Genomic DNA, 16,365 nt, shown 5'->3' with positions numbered 1-16,365 from the left:
GCCGTAGGTTTGCCGGAGAACCAGTCAACGGTTGCTCCGAATCCCGGGAGGCCCGGTGCGGCAAGGTGAGGGTGGTATCGGCGCGGTAGCTGCCGTGGTGACGGCCGAGGCTGCGCCGATTCCCTTGTCGGCCGGGCAATTACGCTGGTGGGTAGCTCATCAGCTGGCACCCGACGTGCCCGCCACCATCGCCCTGTATCTGGATCTACGTGGGCCACTGGACATCGCGCGCCTCGGCACGGCGATGCGCGCGGCGGCGGCGCGACTGCAATCACCCCATGTGCGCCTCCGTCTCATCGACGGTCGGCCCCACCAGTACCTCGACCCGACCTTGTTCGGCGAACTCACCGACATCGACCTCACCGGCGACACGTTGGAACCGAGTCAGGACTCGGGCTGCTCCGGGATGGCCGAAGCGCTGTCGCGGATGGACGCCGATCGCCGAGCTCGGCTGGATCTGTGCGCGGACGCGATCACCGTCGCCGTGTTGTACCGCGTGGGTCCCGAACGGTGCTTTCTCTACCTGCGCAGCCACCACCTGGTGCTCGATGGAGTCGGTGCGGCGGCGGTATTGCGACTCGCGGCCGAGAATTACTCGAAGGCAACAGATCTCGACCAGGCAGGTGTGCTGTCGGTCGCGGACTTGGTCGACGCGGATCGGAGTTATCGCGACTCCGCCCGCGCGGTCGCGGATCGGGCATTCTGGGCCGAAGAGGTTGCCGGGCTGCCTGATCCGGTAGGGCTCGCCGGAATCGCCGCGCCCGCGTCGGCAGAGCCACATCGGGTGTCGGCCCGTCTCGACGAGCGGACCGCGCACCTGCTGACCCTCGCGAGACAGCGCTACGCGGCGAGCTTTCCGGAGTTGACCGCCGCTGCCTTCGCCGCCTTCCTGGCGAGAATGTCGAGCGCCGACCAGGTCGTCTTATCGCTGCCCGTGGCCGCTCGGCCCACCGCTGCCCTACGCCGCTCGGCGGGTTCGGTCTCCAATGTCGTGCCCCTGCGCCTGCGCGACCTCACCACGACGTCAGTCGAAGACCTGATCGGCCAGGTGCGGCTGCGGGTGATCGGTGCCCTGCGCCACCAGTGCTACCGCTACGAGGACATCCAACGCGACCGTGGCGAAACCCATATCGCCCGAGGCGGATTCGGCCCGGTGATCAACCTCCTCGGCTTCACCGCCCCGTTGACCCTCGGCCCCGTGACCGGCCACGCCCATCTCCTGAGCCTCGGCCCCGTCGAAGACCTCCTCGTCAACGGCTACCAACTCGGCCCCGACAACACCTCCGCGACCATCGACTTCCAAGCCAACCCGGCCCGCTACGACGCCGCCACCCTGGCCTGGTATCACCGCCTGTTCCTCGACTGGTTCGCCACCTTCCTGGCCGCCGAGCCGACCCAGTCGATCCGCGACCTGACCCCCGTGCACGATGTGCGGTCGTCCGCCGCGGAGAGTGTTGAACGGGCCGACGCACCTGTCGGTAGGTATCGCCGCAACGGGATCCAAGTGGTACGCGACTGTGCGGCAACAACTTCGACGTTGAGCGACCTGCTCAGCGGGTTCGACCAGTCGGACCGCGTCGCCGTGGTGGACGGTGCCAGGTCGATGACCTACCGGGAGCTCGGTGAGTCGGCGACGCGGTGGGCCAGGGTGCTCATCGCGCATGGCGCCACGCCGGGAAGTCCGGTGCTCACCGCGATTCCGAGGTCGCTCGAGTCCGTGCTGGCGGTGCGCGCCATCGCGGCCGCCGGTGCCTGCCTGACGCCGATCGATGTGGGCGATCCGAGCGAGCGGGTCGACCGGATCATCGCCGGATCCGGTGCGGTACTCGGGCTGACGACACGGGCAGCGAACCCCGGGGAATCCTCCGAGGTCACATGGCTGCTGCTCGATGACGAGCGAACCCTGGCACACGTCGCCGATCAGCCGTCGGAGCCGGTCGCCGACGCGGACCGCCGCGGACGGCTGACACCCGCACACCTGGCCTACCTCATCCACACCTCGGGAACCACCGGGACGCCCAAAGGCGTCACGGTCACCCACCGCGGCCTCGCTCCCTTGACCAGCCACTTGCTCGACCGCTACCGAACGACACCGGATTCGGTAGTGCTGCATGCCCATTCACCGGCGTTCGACGCGCATCTGCTCGAACTCCTCGCCGCGTTCGCGGCGGGTTCACGCCTGGTAGTCGAACCGCCAACGGTCGTCGCAGGCGCGGAACTGACCGGACTGATCACCGAGCATCGAGTCACTCATCTGCTCACCACTCCCGCCGTGTTGGCGACCCTGCGCCCCGAGGAAGTGCCGACTCTGGCGGTGGTGGTCGTCGGCGGCGAGGCCTGCCCGCCGGAACTGGTCGCCGCCTGGGCATCCCGAGTCCGCTTGCACAACGGCTACGGCCCGACCGAGGCCACGGTGATGACCACCCAGTCGATGCCGCTGGTGCCGGGGGAGCCGGTGACCATCGGCTCGCCGCTACCGGAAGTGTCCGCGCTGCTACTGGATCCACACCTTCGAGCTGTCCCCACCGGTGCCCGCGCCGAGCTGTATCTCGGCGGACCGTGTGTGGCGCAGGGTTATCTCGGCGATCCCGCGAGCACGGCGGCACGGTTCGTGGCAGATCCCCGAGGCAACGGCGAACGCGTCTACCGCACCGGCGATCTCGTCGGCCCGCGCGCCGACGGCGGCTACGAGTTCCTCGGCCGCATCGATACCCAACTGGCCGTGCGCGGCCGCCGCATCGAACCTGCCGAAGTCGAAACGGCCCTGCTCGCCGACCCCACCATCGCCCACGCCGCAGTCGACATCGCCGACGCGGGCACGCCCGCAGCGCGTCTCATCGGCTACGTCGTCCCTACCCGAGCTCCCGGTCCGCAACCCTCCACACCGGACACCACCTCCGACAGCGGCTCGTCCCTCGGCCGCCCCGGATCGGAGCATCCGTCCGCATCGGACACCGGCTTCGATGCCGCCGCATCCCTCGCCCGCCTCCGCACTGTCCTGCCCACGGCCCTGGTCCCCGCCGCGTTGATCACCCTCGACCGCCTCCCGCTGACAGCCAACGGAAAACTCGACCGTGCGGCACTTCCCCCACCGCCCGCCACCCCCTACCGTCCGCCACGGACACCGCTACAACTCGTGGTCGCCACCACCTTCGCCATCGCCTGTCACCTGGACGCGGTCGGCGCCGACGACGACTTCTTCGCCATCGGCGGCAATTCTCTGACCGGCGTGCGTGTTTCAGCGGAACTGGCCGCGTCGACGAACACCCCGATCACCGTCCGCTGGCTCTACACCGCACCCACGGTCGCCGCGCTCGCCCACCGCATCGAGACCTACCGTGCCGACGCCGACCCAGGCGCCGACGCCCTCGCCACCGTGCTGCCTTTGCGCACCGGCGGGACTCACCCACCCTTGTTCTGTGTCCACTCCGCCGTCCCGCTCGCCTGGTGCTACACCGGCCTGGCGCGCCACATCACCGACCGTCCTGTCTACGGATTGCAAGCACCGACCTTGTCGGCGGCAGATCCGCAACTCGACGACCTGACCGTCGACTTCCTCGCCGCCACCTACGCCACCGAGATCACCCGCCTGCAACCCGAGGGCCCCATCCACCTGCTCGGCTGGTCCCTCGGCGGCCAACTCGCCCACGCCACCGCTGTCCGCCTGCGGGCCGAAGGTCGCGACGTCGCCACCCTCGCCATGCTCGACAGCGTCGTCGTCCCCGATTACGCCGACCCACCCCCGCGCCCCCGCATGCGCGACCTCCTCACCCACTTGCTCGGCGACGAACCCGACGACGCCGACACACTTGCCGACCTCTCCGCCGAGGAAGCCGCAGCCGAATTGGCCGGAGCCGGAGCGAGTCTCGGGTCCGGCCTCACCGTCGAACAACTCACCAGGCTGCACGAGGCCTACGCCGACGGTGTCCGCCTCTCCCACGGTTACCGCCCCGACCTGTTCGACGGCGACCTCCTCTACTTCTGCGCCACCCAGGGCATGACCGCGTTCCTCGACGCCCAGATCTGGCGCCCTTTCGTCACCGGCCGTCTCATCGAACACCCCGTCGACACCACCCACGCCCAACTCACCAACGCCGACGTCGTCGCCCGCATCGGCCCGATCCTCGACCGTCACCTGCGCGAAGTCGAGATCGCGACGGCCACGACATGACCACTCTGCGCTCGATGAGAGGTCGACGTACCGACGCCACCTGGTGGTGCGTCTACGACGACCCCGCCCGCTGGTCCGCCGAGCACCCACGAACAGCACCCCTGATCGATTGGTTCGCGAACACTCTCATGCGCCCCGATCCCGCCCAGGGCCGACCCGGCCCGGTGTGCCCGTTCGTCAAACCCGCTGTGGCACAACACACCCTGTGGATCGCCGAACTGACGGACACCGGCGAGATCGCCGCGGCCGTCGACGACGCCTTCGAGCTCTACCGCACTCTCGACCACACCCCAGCGGTCCTCACCGTCTTCCCCGAGCTCGCGGACACCGCCCGCATCGACGCCGCGCACGCCGCCCGCAAGAGCGACATCGTCCGCGCGGGTGCGATGCTCGGCCAGTTCTACCCCGGCTGTCCGGTCGCGGGCCTGTGGAACCGTGACTACCGCCCGCTGCACGCCCCGCTGCCGATGCTGGTGATCCGCCCGATGATGAACACCGATTTTCCGTTCCTCGTCGGCGAACCGGAGTGGCTTTCGGCCTACCTCGCCCGGCACGCGCCAGGGCTCCCGCGCAAGCTGCGCGCCACGATTGCGGATCGGATGCACGTGCCCGACGCGGGACCGGCCTCGATCACCGAACTGTGCGCACATTTTCCGGATGAACACGCACAATAGGGACACGAACCGCCCAATGCCGGACATTAGCGGGGTCGTGCGGCACACTACGTCGCATGCGTCGGCTTGTGTGCTGTCTGCTCGTCCTGCTCGGCTGTGGTTTCGTCGTCTCGCCCATGGCGTCGGCGGAATCCGGGATCCTCGATGTCCGCCCGCTCGGCGGCAGGCAATTCGAGGTGGTCGTGTATTCCGCGGCGATGAATCGCCCGATCACCCTCTGGATGTCGCATCCGGGGTCCGGCGCGCCGGCGCTGTACCTGCTGAACGCGATCGACGGCGGCGAGGGCGGCGGGCCGTGGATGCGGCGCACCGATGTGGTCGACTTCTTCGCCGACAAGCCGGTGAATGTGATCGTCCCGATCGGCGGCCGCGCCAGCATGTACACCGACTGGCAGCGCGACGACGGCGCGTTGGGCCGCAACAAGTGGTCCACCTTCCTGACGAACGAACTTCCCCCGCTGCTCAACGAACGATTCGGCATGACCGGCGCCAACGGCATTGCGGGCCTTTCGATGTCGGCCACCTCGGCGTTGAACATGGCGATCGCCGCACCCGGCCTGTACCGCGCGGTCGGCGCCTTCAGCGGGTGCACCCAGACCGGCAACCCGCTCGCGGAGACGCTGGTTCGCGCCCAACTGGCCACCTTCGGCGCCGACGCCACCAATATGTGGGGAGGTCCCGGCGACCCGGCATGGGCGGCCAACGACCCGACCCTGCACGCCGACCGTCTGCGCGGCACCGCCATCTATCTGTCCTCGGGTAACGGCGCTCCCGGCCCGTACGAGGCGTTCAACGACCCGAGCATCGCGGGCAATGTCGGCGTGCTGGTCGATCGCCTGCTGGTCGGCGGCACCATGGAAGCCGTCGTCGGCAGCTGTTCGAGTCCGCTCGCGGGCCGCCTTGCCCAACTCGGCATCCCCGCCGACATCCGCTTCCGCGCCGCGGGCACCCACGCCTGGCCTTACTGGCAGGACGACGTCCACGATTCCTGGCCCATGTTCGCCGCGGCCCTCGGCATCTGAGTTCGGTGTCGGTGGCTCGGCGCACACTGAGCTGATGGCATATGACGAGGAACTCGCCGAGCGGATCCGGGAGATCGCCTACCCGCGCCGTGACCTCACCGAGCGGAAGATGTTCGGCGGTCTCGCCTTCCTGATCGGCGGCAATATGGCCGTGGCCGCCAGCGGCAAGGGTGGGCTGCTGGTGCGGGTGGCCCCGGCCGAAGGCGATGGTCTGCTCGACGGGCCGGCGATCACGCCGATGGTGATGGGCGGGCGCGAGCTGCACGGCTGGCTGCGAGTAGCCCCGGAAACGGTCGACGACGACACCGTCCTGCGGAAATGGGTCGAACGCGGGGTGCGGTTCGCCGCGACCTTGCCGCGAAAATAAAAGTTCGGCGGATGTGTCGAAGGGTGATGATCGGCTCCGACCAGGGAGTGAAGCAGAGCCACTCACCCCAAGGAGCACATCATGTCCGTCAACACTTTCCTCTGGTTCGACGCCGACGCCGAAGCGGCGGCCGAACTCTATGCCGCGTCCGTCCCGAACTCGCGCATCGTCGAGGTCACCCGCCAGGGGGACGGCTCGGCCTTCATCGTCACCCTCGACCTCGACGGTCAGGCTGTCACCTTGATGAACGGCGGCCCGGGTCACCCGCACAGCGATGCCGCGTCGCTGCAGGTGGTCGTGGATACCCAGGACGAGATCGACAGCCTCTGGGACGCGCTGTCGCGGGACGGCGGAACCCCCGGCCCGTGCGGCTGGCTCACCGACCGGTTCGGGGTGTCCTGGCAGGTCGTGCCTGCCGTGCTGACCAAACTGATGGGTGGTGAGGTCGATCGTGTCATCGCCGTCGGCACGGCGCTGCGCTCGATGTCCAAGCTCGACATCGCCGCCCTGCAACAGGCCTACGACCAGGTCTGAACGCAGAACGGCCGCCGCGGGGAGAGGTTCGCGGCGGCCGGACTGTTCGAGTGGGCTAGCCGGCCGAGCCCGACAGCAGCCCACCCAGGTCAGCGGAACCGGTACTCGTCCCACCACCGGGTGAGGTGGGCTTCGGCGCGACGGTGATGGTGACGGTCTTGGAGCTGACGAGCTCCTGCACCGCCTTGATCTCGTGCGCGCCGGTGGTCTTCGGCGTCCAGGTGATGGTGGCCTTGCCGTCCGATACCGAGACCGGCTCACCGATCTGGGTGCCGTTGTCGGTGAAGGTCACCTTGAACAGGAACGAGGTGGACGTGACATCGGCGGTGACGGTGTAGGCGGTATCGACATAGTGGGTGCTACCGCTCACCGCGATCCCCTGCACGAGCGCCGAAGCCTGCGGTGCCGCCAGCACGGCGGCCGCGGCCACCGCGGTGAAAGCCGTAAGTCCGAAACCGGCACGCCGCGCCTGGTAGATCTTCATGATGTTCTCCTGTTCGCGCTGTTGATGAGCGCGACATTAGCCAGCGGATCCGGCCCGCGTCCCGGAAACTGAAATAACAATGTTTAAAAGTGTTGGAGCCCGTTGCTCCGCAGGTGGCGAGCGAATTCACCCGGAGCGGATGAGGCAGCCGCGGCGACCGGCCGCGACACTGGGGCCATGTCGAAGCCCGGACCGCTCCGCTACCAGTTCGTCGTCGAGGGCGAGCTGTCCGAGCGTGTCCTCGCGGCCTTTCCCGAGCTGCGCCCCAGCTCGCATTCGCCGACCGGGACGACCACCCTGTTCGGCCTCGTCGCCGACAGCACGGCCATGCGCGGGGTGATGGCCCGCATCGACACCCTCGGCCTCACCCTGCTGAGCATGTCCCAGTTGCCCGACTGAGCGTTCGCCGACGAGTCGACGTCGATCTGATAACGAGCGGCCCCACTTCACCTCGCCAGCAACCGCACAGCCTCCACTTGGCCTACCGTCGATCTCGGCGGAGGTCGGCCGCCACGCGATGAAAAGCGTGTTCAGGAGGGTGAAGATGGCTTCGTCGTCGGGTTCTCTGGAAGTTCATAGCGGCGGCTCGGTGATAGCTGTGGCCGGTCCGTGTGACGGTCTCCCTGAGCTGTCCTTCGCTCCGGTTCGCTGCAACGAGGCCTTCGCCCGTTTGGATCGGGCACAGGCGGCCACCGGGCACACCGTGCTGCTGTGCGGACCGGCGGGCAGTGGGAAGACCGTCGTGCTGGTCGACTGGGTACGCCGCAGGTGCTCGGCCCGTGTCACGTGGTTGACCGTGGCCGAATATCGGGGCACCGACCTGTTGGCCGAGATCGCCCGAACTCTCGATCCCACACCGGATTTCGTGCCGACCGGCGTGCTGCAGACGCCGATGGACCGTGCCGTGAATCTCCTCGCAGGCCTGGTCGATGTCGAGCCGACGGTGCTGGTGATCGACAACGCCCACCTGCTCACCGACCCGCTGCAACTCGCCGGGCTCGAATACCTGCTCACGCACCTGCCCGCCCAGCTCACCGTGTTGATCGCGAGCCGTTTCGATCCGCCACTGCGCTGGCACGCCCTCGACCTGGCGGGCAGGCTCACCCGGATCGGCGTGCCCGAACTCGCGCTCGCCCCGGATCGGGTCGCCCAACTGCTCGCCCAGCACGGCTGCCGACTCGACGATGCCGAGCTCGCCGTGGTCCAGAACCTGACCCGTGGCTGGGCCGCACTGGTTCGCATCGCGGCGATCTGCCTGTCGGCCACCGGGACCGACCGCGACACGGCCCTCGCCGCGCTGGCCCGCCCCTCGCACGCGGTCGCCGACTTCCTGGTCGCCGAACTGCTCGCCTCGCTACCGGCGCCGACTCTCGAATTCTTGCTCGCCACAGCGGTTCCCGCGCAATTCAGCCTGCCGATGGCCGAAGATCTGGTGGGTGGCGACGCCGCCCGCATCCTCGACGAACTGCTGCGCGCCAACTTTCCCTTGCACACCGTCGCCCACGCGGGCGAACTCTGGCACACCTACCACCCGCTCCTACGGGCATACCTGCTCGCCGAGGCCGCCTACACCAGGCCGGATCGCCTGCCCGATTGCCATCGCCGGGTGGCGGCCTGGTTCACCGCGGCCGCGATGCCGGGTCCCGCGCTCGAGCACATCGTGGCTGAGCCCGGCGCGCCAGGGCTGGTGCCCTTCCTGCGCGACTGGGGGCTGCGCATGGTGCTGGAAGGAACGGGCCACACCCTGCTCGCCGCCGTCGACAACCTTTCCGAGCACGACACTTTCGTTCGCCTGCTGCGCGCGGCCGTCGCGGTGGAGTCGGGTGACATCGCCGCCGCCGAGGTCTATCTCGAAGCCGCCCACGTCGGCCCGGATTCGGCGGCGCCGATGGTGCCCACCGAGTGGGTGGCCGCTCTCGATCATGCCGTGAGCGCGGGAGTCGCCGTCCTGGTAGGTGATTCGGCCTCGATGTCATGGCCGCTGCCGCCGGTGACCGGACAACCCGACCTCGACTGCTACGCCGCGCTGCACTGTGGCATCGCCGAGATCTACGGCGGGGCGATCGACAGCGGCGCGACCTCTGTGCGCCACGCGATCGTGCACTCCGAGCAGGCCGGGCTGGGTCGCGTCGCGGTCCGTGCCAGAACCGCGACGGCCGTGGCGGCCGGGATGGCGGGCCGGGTCGGCGAGCTTCGAGCGCTGGCGGCCCAGGCGATCGAGTGCGCCGAGCGCTACGACCTCGCCGGTTCGGGCGATGCCGCCGCGGCGAGGGCGCTCGCGGCCTACGGCGCGTATGAACAGGGCCTGGATTTCGAGCGGCCGTTGCCGAGTCTGCCCTCGGCCGCAGCCGACGAGACGGTGGTCCCCGCGCCGGTGCGCCTGGCCGCGATCATGACCGGCGTGCTGATGTTCGGCGACGCCACGGATCGCTCGGCCGCGGCGGTCGCGCTGAGCAAGCGACTGCATCGCCTGCTCGACGAATCGCCCACGCTGCACGGCACCGGCGGACTGGTCACCGATGTGCTGTGGCTGCTGCTGCGCGTACAGGCCAGGGCGGACGCGCAGCAACTGATCGACCACGCGACGCGGGCGCTCGGCCGGACCCCGGACATGGTCGTCGCCGAAGCGGGACTGGCGCTCTACGCCCATCGCCCCGCCGTCGTGCTGACGTTGCTGGAACCGCTGCTCGCCACCGCGCGGTTGTCCTCGCGATCACTGGTCACGGCGTGGTTGCTGGTCGCGGTCGCCGCCGACCGCCTCGATCGCCCCCGCAAGGTCGACGACGCCTGCGAGCAGGCCCTCGCCCACGCGGCCACCGAGCAGTTGGCTCGCCCGTTCCTCGATGTCCCCGCGGCCGACGAGCTGCTCTCCCGCATCGGCGCGCGCTTCGGTCACTACGCGGCTCTGGTCGACCGAATCCGTGCCTATCGGGGCGCCACCGCGGGCGCGCCACAACTCACCGACACCGAATTGGTGGTGCTTCGCCAACTTCCCTCCGGCATGACGGCCGGCAATATCGCCGCCGATCTCGGTGTCTCGGTGAACACCGTCAAGACGCACCTGCGCGGGATCTACCAGAAACTCGCCGTCAACGCCCGGGCCGAGGCGATCGCCCAGGCCCGGGTGCTCGGCCTGCTCTGAGCTCAGTCCGGCGCTTGGAGGGCCGGAAACCAGACATCGGTGAGTACCGCCGCGGCCTGTGTGGCCGAGACGTCGATGGTGCCCTGCATCGCCCAGCGGGTGAAGAACCGCTCGAGCTGGGCGACGAGCAGTTCGATCCGCAGCCGGGCCTCGTCGCGGCGGTGTTCGGGCCAGCGGGCGAGGTAGGCGGGCATGGTGTCGGCCAGGGTCATGATGCCCTCGCGCGCCACCGCGCGGAATTCCGGTTCGAGCGCGGTCGCCTCGTCCCAGGCCGGGAGCATGTCCTTGTTCGTGAAGAACCAGTCGATCGCGCGAGTCATCCAGTCCGCGAACGACTCTCGGGACCCGACGGTGAGCACCCGGTCGAGGTCGGCGTAGAAATCCCGCACGCTGGCGAGGGTGCCTTCCTGCGCGATGGCCCGCAGCACCTCGCCCTTGCTGGTGAAGTGCAGGTAGAAGGTCGCCCGGCTACAGCCGACAGCGGCGGCGATGTCGTCGACGCGGACATCGGAGTAGCCCTGCGTCTCGAACAGGGTGCGCGAGGTCTCGACGATCCTGGCCTTCGTCAGACGCTTCTGTTCCTCGCGCAGCGATCCACGGCGGGCGGGTTCGGTCGTCATGGGCCCATCTTAGACGATCCGCTCATTCACTAGACATAGTGTCCAGTGAGACGCTATCGTGTGTTTCACGTCACCCGGCATGGTCGTCGAGGACCGAGGCCGCTCAGGAGTTGCGCATGGATACAGGTCAATTACCCAAGGTATGCGTCATCGGCGCCGGACCTTCGGGTATCACCGCCGCCAAGAGGCTTGCCGAGAACGGAATTCCGTTCGACTGCTACGAAGCCTCCGACGAGGTCGGCGGCAACTGGTACTTCAAGAACCCCAATGGCATGTCGGCGTGCTATCAGAGCCTGCACATCGACACCTCGAAGTACCGCCTGCAATTCGAGGACTTTCCGGCACCGGCGGATTGGCCGCACTTCCCGCACCATTCCCAATTGCTGCAGTACTTCAAGGACTACGTCGACCACTTCGGGTTGCGGGATCGGATCCGGTTCAACAGCCTGGTCACCGCCGCCGAGCGCGACGACGCGGGTCTGTGGCGGGTGACGACGGCGGCAGGCGAGACCGAGGTCTACGACGCGCTGATCGTCTGCAACGGACATCACTGGAATCCTCGATTCCCGGACTACCCGGGCGAGTTCGACGGTGTGCTCATGCACAGCCACGCCTACAACGACCCGTTCGACCCGATCGATATGCGCGGCAAGCGGATCGTGGTGGTCGGCATGGGGAACTCGGGCCTCGACATCGCCTCGGAACTGTCCCAGCGCTTCCTCGCCTCGAAGCTGTTCGTTTCCGCCCGTCGGGGCGTGTGGGTGTTGCCCAAATATGTGAACGGTCAGGTGGGGGACCGGGCGTCGATGCCCGCGTGGATTCCCGCCAAGATCGCGCTCAAGCTCAAGCAACGCTTCGTCCGCAAGAACCGCGGCGAGATGTCGACCTACGGTCTGCCGACACCCGATCACGAGCCGTTCGAGGCCCATCCGTCGGCGAGTGAGGAATTCCTGCACCGGGCCGGCTGCGGCGACGTGGAGTGCAAGCCCGCGATCACCCGATTGGCCGGCGACACGGTGCATTTCGCCGACGGCAGCAGCGAACAGATCGACGTGATCGTCTGTGCCACCGGCTACCACATCAGCTTTCCGTTCTTCACCGATACCGAGTTGGCGCCCGACGCGGACAACCGGTTCCCGCTGTTCCAGATGATGATGAAGCCCGGTGTGGACAACCTGTTCTATCTCGGTCTGGCCCAGCCGATGCCGACGCTGGTGAACTTCGCCGAGCAGCAGAGCAAGCTCGTAGTCGCCTACCTGACCGGTCGTTATCACCTGCCTCCGCGCGCGGAGATCGACGAGGTGCTCGGGGCGCAGGAAGCCAAACGTTCCGGTCGCTATTACGATTCGCCCCGACACACCATCCAGACCGAATTCGAGCCGTACGTGCGCTCGATGACCAAGGAGATGGAGCGCGGCGCCAAACGTGCCACTGCCGCGGGCAATGCTCTGCCGGTGCCCGCTCGGGTGACGGCCGAGGTGGCGCGATGAGTACCTCTTCCGGCTTCTGTCGCGACGAATTCGCCGGTGTGCGTGCGGCATTCGATGAACACCTCAGCTCCGGGGCCGAACTCGGCGCCGCGCTGTGCGTCACTGTCGACGGCGATCCGGTCCTCGACCTGTGGGGCGGCTACGCGGATCCTGAGCAGCAGACCGCCTGGGGCGCGGACACTCTGGTCAACGTCTTCTCGGTCACCAAGACGATGACGGCGCTGTGCGCCCTGCTGCTCGTCGACCGCGGCGAGCTCGACGTCGATCAGCGGGTTGCCCACTACTGGCCCGAATTCGCGGCCAACGGCAAGGCCGACATCGAAGTCCGCCACCTGCTCTCGCATACCTCGGGCGTCTCGGGCTGGGACAAGCCGATCGCGCTGTCCGATATCTACGACACCGATGCCGCCGCCGCCCGCCTGGCGACGCAGGCGCCCTGGTGGGAGCCGGGCACCGCCTCGGGTTATCACGCCATCAACTACGGGCATCTCATCGGCGAACTGGTGCGCCGCATCACCGGCCGCTCGCTGGGCACGTTCTTCGCTGACGAACTGGCCGGGCCCTTGGGCGCCGATTTCCACATCGGTACCGGTCCCGAGCACGCCGACCGGATCGCCACCCTGATCCCGCCGGAAATGCCCGACTACGACCTGTCGACCCTGGACCAGAACAGCGTGCTGATCAAGACGCTCACCAGCCCCTGGCTGGAGGTCTCCGAAACCGCGACGCCGGCCTGGCGCGCGGCCGAGATCGGCGGCACCAACGGGCACGGCAACGCGCGCTCGGTGGCCCGCGTCCAGTCGCTGATCGCCAACGGCGGCGAGCTGAGCGGCACGCGGTTCCTCTCGCCCGCGACGATCGAGCTGATCTTCCGCGAGCAGGCCGACGGCATCGACCTGGCACTGCTCGCCCCGCTGCGCTTCGGCATCGGCTTCGGGTTGCCCCGACCGGAGACTTTCCCGCATATTCCGGACGGCCGGGTCTGCTGGTGGGCCGGGTACGGCGGTTCGATGGTGGTCAACGACCTTGATCGCCGAATCACCTTCGCCTACACCATGAATCGCATGGCGACCGGACTGATCGGCTCCGATCGGTGCGACAGCTATCTGAAAGCCACGTTCGACGCGGTAGGAGATGCCCGATGAGCATGCGTGCGATGCAGTTGACTGCCCCGGGCACCCTCGAATTGCGCACGGTGCCCGTACCGGAACTCGGACCCGACGATCTGCTGCTGCGGGTCGGCGCGGCGGGGATCTGCCATTCGGATTCGTTCGTGCTGAGCCTGCCGTTCCCGATGAGCGAGAAGCCCCTGACGTTGGGCCACGAGATCGCGGGCACGATCGAGGCCGTCGGCTCGGCGGTGGAAGGTCGTAGCGTCGGCGAACGCGGGATCGTGTACCTGTGCTGGTCGTGCGGCGAATGCCGGGAGTGCCTGCGCGGCAACGAGAATGTCTGCCTGGCCGCCGGTCGCACCGCGATGCCGCCGTGTCCCGGTCTCGGTCCCGACGGCGGCATGGCCGAGTACGTCCGCATCCCGGTGCGCTCGTTCGTTCCGATCGCCGACGAACTCGACTTCGCCCACGCCGCGCCTCTCGCTGACGCGGCCCTGACGCCGATGCACGCCATTCGCGGCGCCATGGACCAGCTCTGGCCCGGCGCCACCGCGGTCGCCATCGGCATAGGCGGACTCGGCCACGTGGCGGTGCAGTTGCTGAAGGCGCTCACCGAGACCACCGTGATCGCGGTCGACGTGGACGCGGACAAGCTCGCCCTTGCCACCGAATGCGGCGCCGACATCGTGCTCAAGGCCGACGAGAACACCGCGGCCACGATCTTGGAGCTCACCGGCGGACGCGGCGCGGAGGCGGTGTTCGACTTCGTCGGTACCGATCCCACCGTCAAGCTCGCCGTCGAATCCGTAGCCCCCAACGGCGCTGTCCGGCTGGTGGGTCTCGGCGGCGGGGCTACCGGCATCGACTCGGGACCAGCGGGCGGACCCGGACTGCCCTGGGGTGCCACGGTACGAAAGTCATACGGCGGCACCAGGTCCGACCTCATCGATTCCGTGGCTCTGGCCGCTGCGGGCAAGCTCCGCGCCCAGATCGAGCGGTTCGACCTGGCCGATGCCCGAACCGCCTTCGACCGACTCGACTCCGGCGCGATCCGCGGCCGCGCCGTCCTGATTCCCTGATGGAGAAGAACATGACCAACGCTGTAGACCCACAGGAATTCGTGGCCAAGGTGGCGGCGGGCCTGACCGCGCCGGGCGCGCCGTTCGAGATGACCGTCGAACCCGTTCTCGGCGTGCCGATTCCGGTCTTCGCGCAGCGCCGTGCCAACCTGCGCGAACTGCTGGAGCATTCGCTGAAGTGGGGCGAGCGCGACTACCTCGTCACCGAGGACCGCCGGATCTCCTTCGCCGAGCACGCCGCGGCGGCGGGCGCGTTGGCCACCGCGCTGGCGGCCAGGTACGGCGTGGGCAAGGGTGATCGCGTCGGCATCCTGGCCGCCAACGGCCCGGACTGGGTGATCGCGTTCTGGGCCGCACAGTGTCTCGGCGCGATCCCGGTCGGCTACAACGCCTGGTGGGCGCCGCCGGAGATCGCCTACGGGCTGGGCCACACCACGCCGACGGTCGTCATCGCCGACGCGAAAAGGGCTGCGCACCTGACCGAGACAGGCACGGACCTGCCCGTCTTGACCATGGAGGAGGATCTGCCCGCGCTGATCGCCGAGTTCGGCGGTGGCGAGATCCCCAGCGTGCCGGTCGCCGAAGACGATCCGGCTGTGATCCTCTACACCAGCGGGACCAGCGGCAGGCCGAAGGGTGTTGTCCATTCGCAGCGAAACATGGTGGCGATCAGCGATTACCACCGTTTCACCGACGCCATGATGGCCGCGTTCATGGGTCAGGAGCCCGGCGATGCTCCCAGTGATCGCCGCTACCTGGTCACCGCGCCGCTGTTCCATATCGCCAGCCTGCACAACCTCGTCATCCCGCGCCTGCTGACCGGCGCGGCGGCGGTGTTCCCTCACGGCGCCTTCGAGATCGGCCGCGTTCTGAGCCTGGTCGAGCGCGAGAAGGTCACCAACTGGGCCGCGGTGCCGACCATGGCGTCGCGACTGCTGGAACACGATGTGGCCCAGCACGATCTGTCCTCACTGAGCGCGCTCTCGCTGAACTCGGCGCCGTCCTCGCCCGCGCTGCTGGCGAGCCTGCGCGAGAAGACCTCGGCCCTGCAATTCTCGCTGACCACCAGCTATGGCCTCACCGAGAGCGGTACCGCGGCGACGGTCGCCACCCCGCTCGACCTGGCCGCCGACGACGCCTCGGTCGGCAGACCGATCATCGGTGTCGCGGTGGAGATCCGCGACGCCGAGGGCAAGGCGGTCGGTGAAGGTGAAGAGGGCGAGATCTGCATCCGCAGCCCCTACGTGATGCTCGGCTACTGGGACGACGACGCGGCGACAGCCGCCGCGATCGACGACCAACGCTGGCTGCGCTCCGGCGATTTCGGCACGATGCACAACGGCAGGCTCACCGTGTCGGGCAGGCGCACCGACCTGATCCTGCGCGGCGGCGAGAACGTGTATCCCACCGAGATCGAGAACGTGCTCGTCGAACACCCGGCCGTCAGTGATTGCGCGGTCTTCGGCGTTGCCCATCCCGATCTCGGCCAGGAAGTGGCGGCCGTCGTCGTCGCCGAACCGGGGGCGGTGGACCCGGAGGAGTTGCGCGCCTTCGTCGCCGACCGCCTCGCTTATTTCAAGGTGCCCGTCCGATGGCGGATCACTTCGGACGCGCTGCCGCGCAACGCGACCGGTAAAGTCACCAGGCGCGAGCTCGCGATCTGAAGGGGT

At 68.5% G+C, this 16,365-nt stretch carries 13 protein-coding genes; 11 read left to right on the top strand and 2 right to left on the bottom strand.

All coding sequences use genetic code 11. From position 1 onward, the window contains the following. Positions 1-55 precede the first annotated feature (55 nt). The 5 genes from OHS03_RS21830 (at position 56) to OHS03_RS21810 (ending at position 6,768) form a co-directional block, all read left to right on the top strand. Positions 56-4,171 carry a non-ribosomal peptide synthetase gene (locus tag OHS03_RS21830; RefSeq protein WP_328656633.1) on the top strand — a complete coding sequence of 1,372 codons (4,116 nt, stop codon included), beginning with the start codon at positions 56-58 and terminating at the stop codon, positions 4,169-4,171. A gap of 14 nt (positions 4,172-4,185) precedes the next feature. Further along, complete coding sequence (locus OHS03_RS21825; protein ID WP_328656630.1) at positions 4,186-4,845, top strand: DUF6875 domain-containing protein; 660 nt, start codon at positions 4,186-4,188, stop codon at positions 4,843-4,845. 56 nt (positions 4,846-4,901) lie between these two features. Continuing rightward, positions 4,902-5,867, top strand: a complete 966-nt coding sequence (locus OHS03_RS21820) for an alpha/beta hydrolase (protein WP_328656628.1) — start codon at positions 4,902-4,904, stop codon at positions 5,865-5,867. Between the two features lie 34 nt (positions 5,868-5,901). Then, positions 5,902-6,234, top strand: coding sequence for a TfoX/Sxy family protein (locus OHS03_RS21815; protein ID WP_328656626.1), 333 nt, complete (start codon positions 5,902-5,904; stop codon positions 6,232-6,234). A gap of 81 nt (positions 6,235-6,315) precedes the next feature. Beyond that, complete coding sequence (locus OHS03_RS21810) at positions 6,316-6,768, top strand: VOC family protein (RefSeq protein ID WP_056812845.1); 453 nt, start codon at positions 6,316-6,318, stop codon at positions 6,766-6,768. Positions 6,769-6,823: 55 nt separating this feature from the next. On the opposite strand, the gene OHS03_RS21805 is transcribed toward OHS03_RS21810, so the two are convergent. Continuing rightward, complete coding sequence (locus OHS03_RS21805) at positions 6,824-7,252, bottom strand: hypothetical protein (protein WP_328656624.1); 429 nt, start codon at positions 7,250-7,252, stop codon at positions 6,824-6,826. A gap of 177 nt (positions 7,253-7,429) precedes the next feature. Here OHS03_RS21805 and OHS03_RS21800 point away from each other — a divergent pair, with 177 nt between their 5' ends. Then, positions 7,430-7,651, top strand: coding sequence for a DUF8691 family protein (locus OHS03_RS21800; RefSeq protein ID WP_056812839.1), 222 nt, complete (start codon positions 7,430-7,432; stop codon positions 7,649-7,651). A 145-nt stretch (positions 7,652-7,796) separates the two neighbouring features. After that, positions 7,797-10,394, top strand: coding sequence for a winged helix-turn-helix domain-containing protein (locus OHS03_RS21795; protein ID WP_328656623.1), 2,598 nt, complete (start codon positions 7,797-7,799; stop codon positions 10,392-10,394). A 2-nt stretch (positions 10,395-10,396) separates the two neighbouring features. On the opposite strand, the gene OHS03_RS21790 is transcribed toward OHS03_RS21795, so the two are convergent. Further along, positions 10,397-11,014: a TetR/AcrR family transcriptional regulator gene (locus OHS03_RS21790; RefSeq protein WP_328656620.1), complete on the bottom strand. Its 618-nt coding sequence runs from the start codon at positions 11,012-11,014 to the stop codon at positions 10,397-10,399. Positions 11,015-11,130: 116 nt separating this feature from the next. Here OHS03_RS21790 and OHS03_RS21785 point away from each other — a divergent pair, with 116 nt between their 5' ends. The 4 genes from OHS03_RS21785 to casG are packed head-to-tail and all read left to right on the top strand — an operon-like array spanning position 11,131 to position 16,359. Further along, positions 11,131-12,504: a flavin-containing monooxygenase gene (locus OHS03_RS21785; protein WP_328656618.1), complete on the top strand. Its 1,374-nt coding sequence runs from the start codon at positions 11,131-11,133 to the stop codon at positions 12,502-12,504. Beyond that, on the top strand, positions 12,501-13,649 hold the full coding sequence (locus tag OHS03_RS21780) for a serine hydrolase domain-containing protein (protein WP_328656616.1): 1,149 nt from the start codon (positions 12,501-12,503) through the stop codon (positions 13,647-13,649). The genes OHS03_RS21785 and OHS03_RS21780 overlap by 4 nt, the downstream gene beginning before the upstream one ends. A 2-nt stretch (positions 13,650-13,651) precedes the next feature. Further along, positions 13,652-14,695, top strand: coding sequence for an NAD(P)-dependent alcohol dehydrogenase (locus OHS03_RS21775; protein WP_328664350.1), 1,044 nt, complete (start codon positions 13,652-13,654; stop codon positions 14,693-14,695). Between the two features lie 11 nt (positions 14,696-14,706). Further along, the gene (gene casG, locus OHS03_RS21770) at positions 14,707-16,359 is read left to right on the top strand and encodes a steroid-24-oyl-CoA synthetase (RefSeq protein ID WP_328656613.1); all 1,653 of its coding nucleotides are present in this window, start codon (positions 14,707-14,709) and stop codon (positions 16,357-16,359) included. The last annotated feature ends 6 nt before the right edge of the window (positions 16,360-16,365 follow it).

Origin of the sequence: Nocardia salmonicida, assembly GCF_036142455.1 — a bacterium.
In the GTDB taxonomy this organism is placed as follows: domain Bacteria; phylum Actinomycetota; class Actinomycetes; order Mycobacteriales; family Mycobacteriaceae; genus Nocardia; species Nocardia salmonicida.
Note: the sequence above shows the minus strand (reverse complement) of the source record. Positions and strands in the feature narration are given on the sequence as shown.

Excerpts from the sequence above, each read along its gene's own strand:
- OHS03_RS21800 (WP_056812839.1), top strand. The coding sequence starts at position 7,430 with ATGTCGAAGCCCGGACCGCTCCGCTACCAGTTCGTCGTCGAGGGCGAG.
- OHS03_RS21780 (WP_328656616.1), top strand. The coding sequence starts at position 12,501 with ATGAGTACCTCTTCCGGCTTCTGTCGCGACGAATTCGCCGGTGTGCGT.
- OHS03_RS21790 (WP_328656620.1), bottom strand. The coding sequence starts at position 11,014 with ATGACGACCGAACCCGCCCGCCGTGGATCGCTGCGCGAGGAACAGAAG.
- casG (WP_328656613.1), top strand. The coding sequence starts at position 14,707 with ATGACCAACGCTGTAGACCCACAGGAATTCGTGGCCAAGGTGGCGGCG.
- OHS03_RS21825 (WP_328656630.1), top strand. The coding sequence starts at position 4,186 with ATGAGAGGTCGACGTACCGACGCCACCTGGTGGTGCGTCTACGACGAC.
- OHS03_RS21810 (WP_056812845.1), top strand. The coding sequence starts at position 6,316 with ATGTCCGTCAACACTTTCCTCTGGTTCGACGCCGACGCCGAAGCGGCG.
- OHS03_RS21775 (WP_328664350.1), top strand. The coding sequence starts at position 13,652 with ATGCGTGCGATGCAGTTGACTGCCCCGGGCACCCTCGAATTGCGCACG.
- OHS03_RS21785 (WP_328656618.1), top strand. The coding sequence starts at position 11,131 with ATGGATACAGGTCAATTACCCAAGGTATGCGTCATCGGCGCCGGACCT.
- OHS03_RS21820 (WP_328656628.1), top strand. The coding sequence starts at position 4,902 with ATGCGTCGGCTTGTGTGCTGTCTGCTCGTCCTGCTCGGCTGTGGTTTC.
- OHS03_RS21815 (WP_328656626.1), top strand. The coding sequence starts at position 5,902 with ATGGCATATGACGAGGAACTCGCCGAGCGGATCCGGGAGATCGCCTAC.
- OHS03_RS21805 (WP_328656624.1), bottom strand. The coding sequence starts at position 7,252 with ATGAAGATCTACCAGGCGCGGCGTGCCGGTTTCGGACTTACGGCTTTC.
- OHS03_RS21795 (WP_328656623.1), top strand. The coding sequence starts at position 7,797 with ATGGCTTCGTCGTCGGGTTCTCTGGAAGTTCATAGCGGCGGCTCGGTG.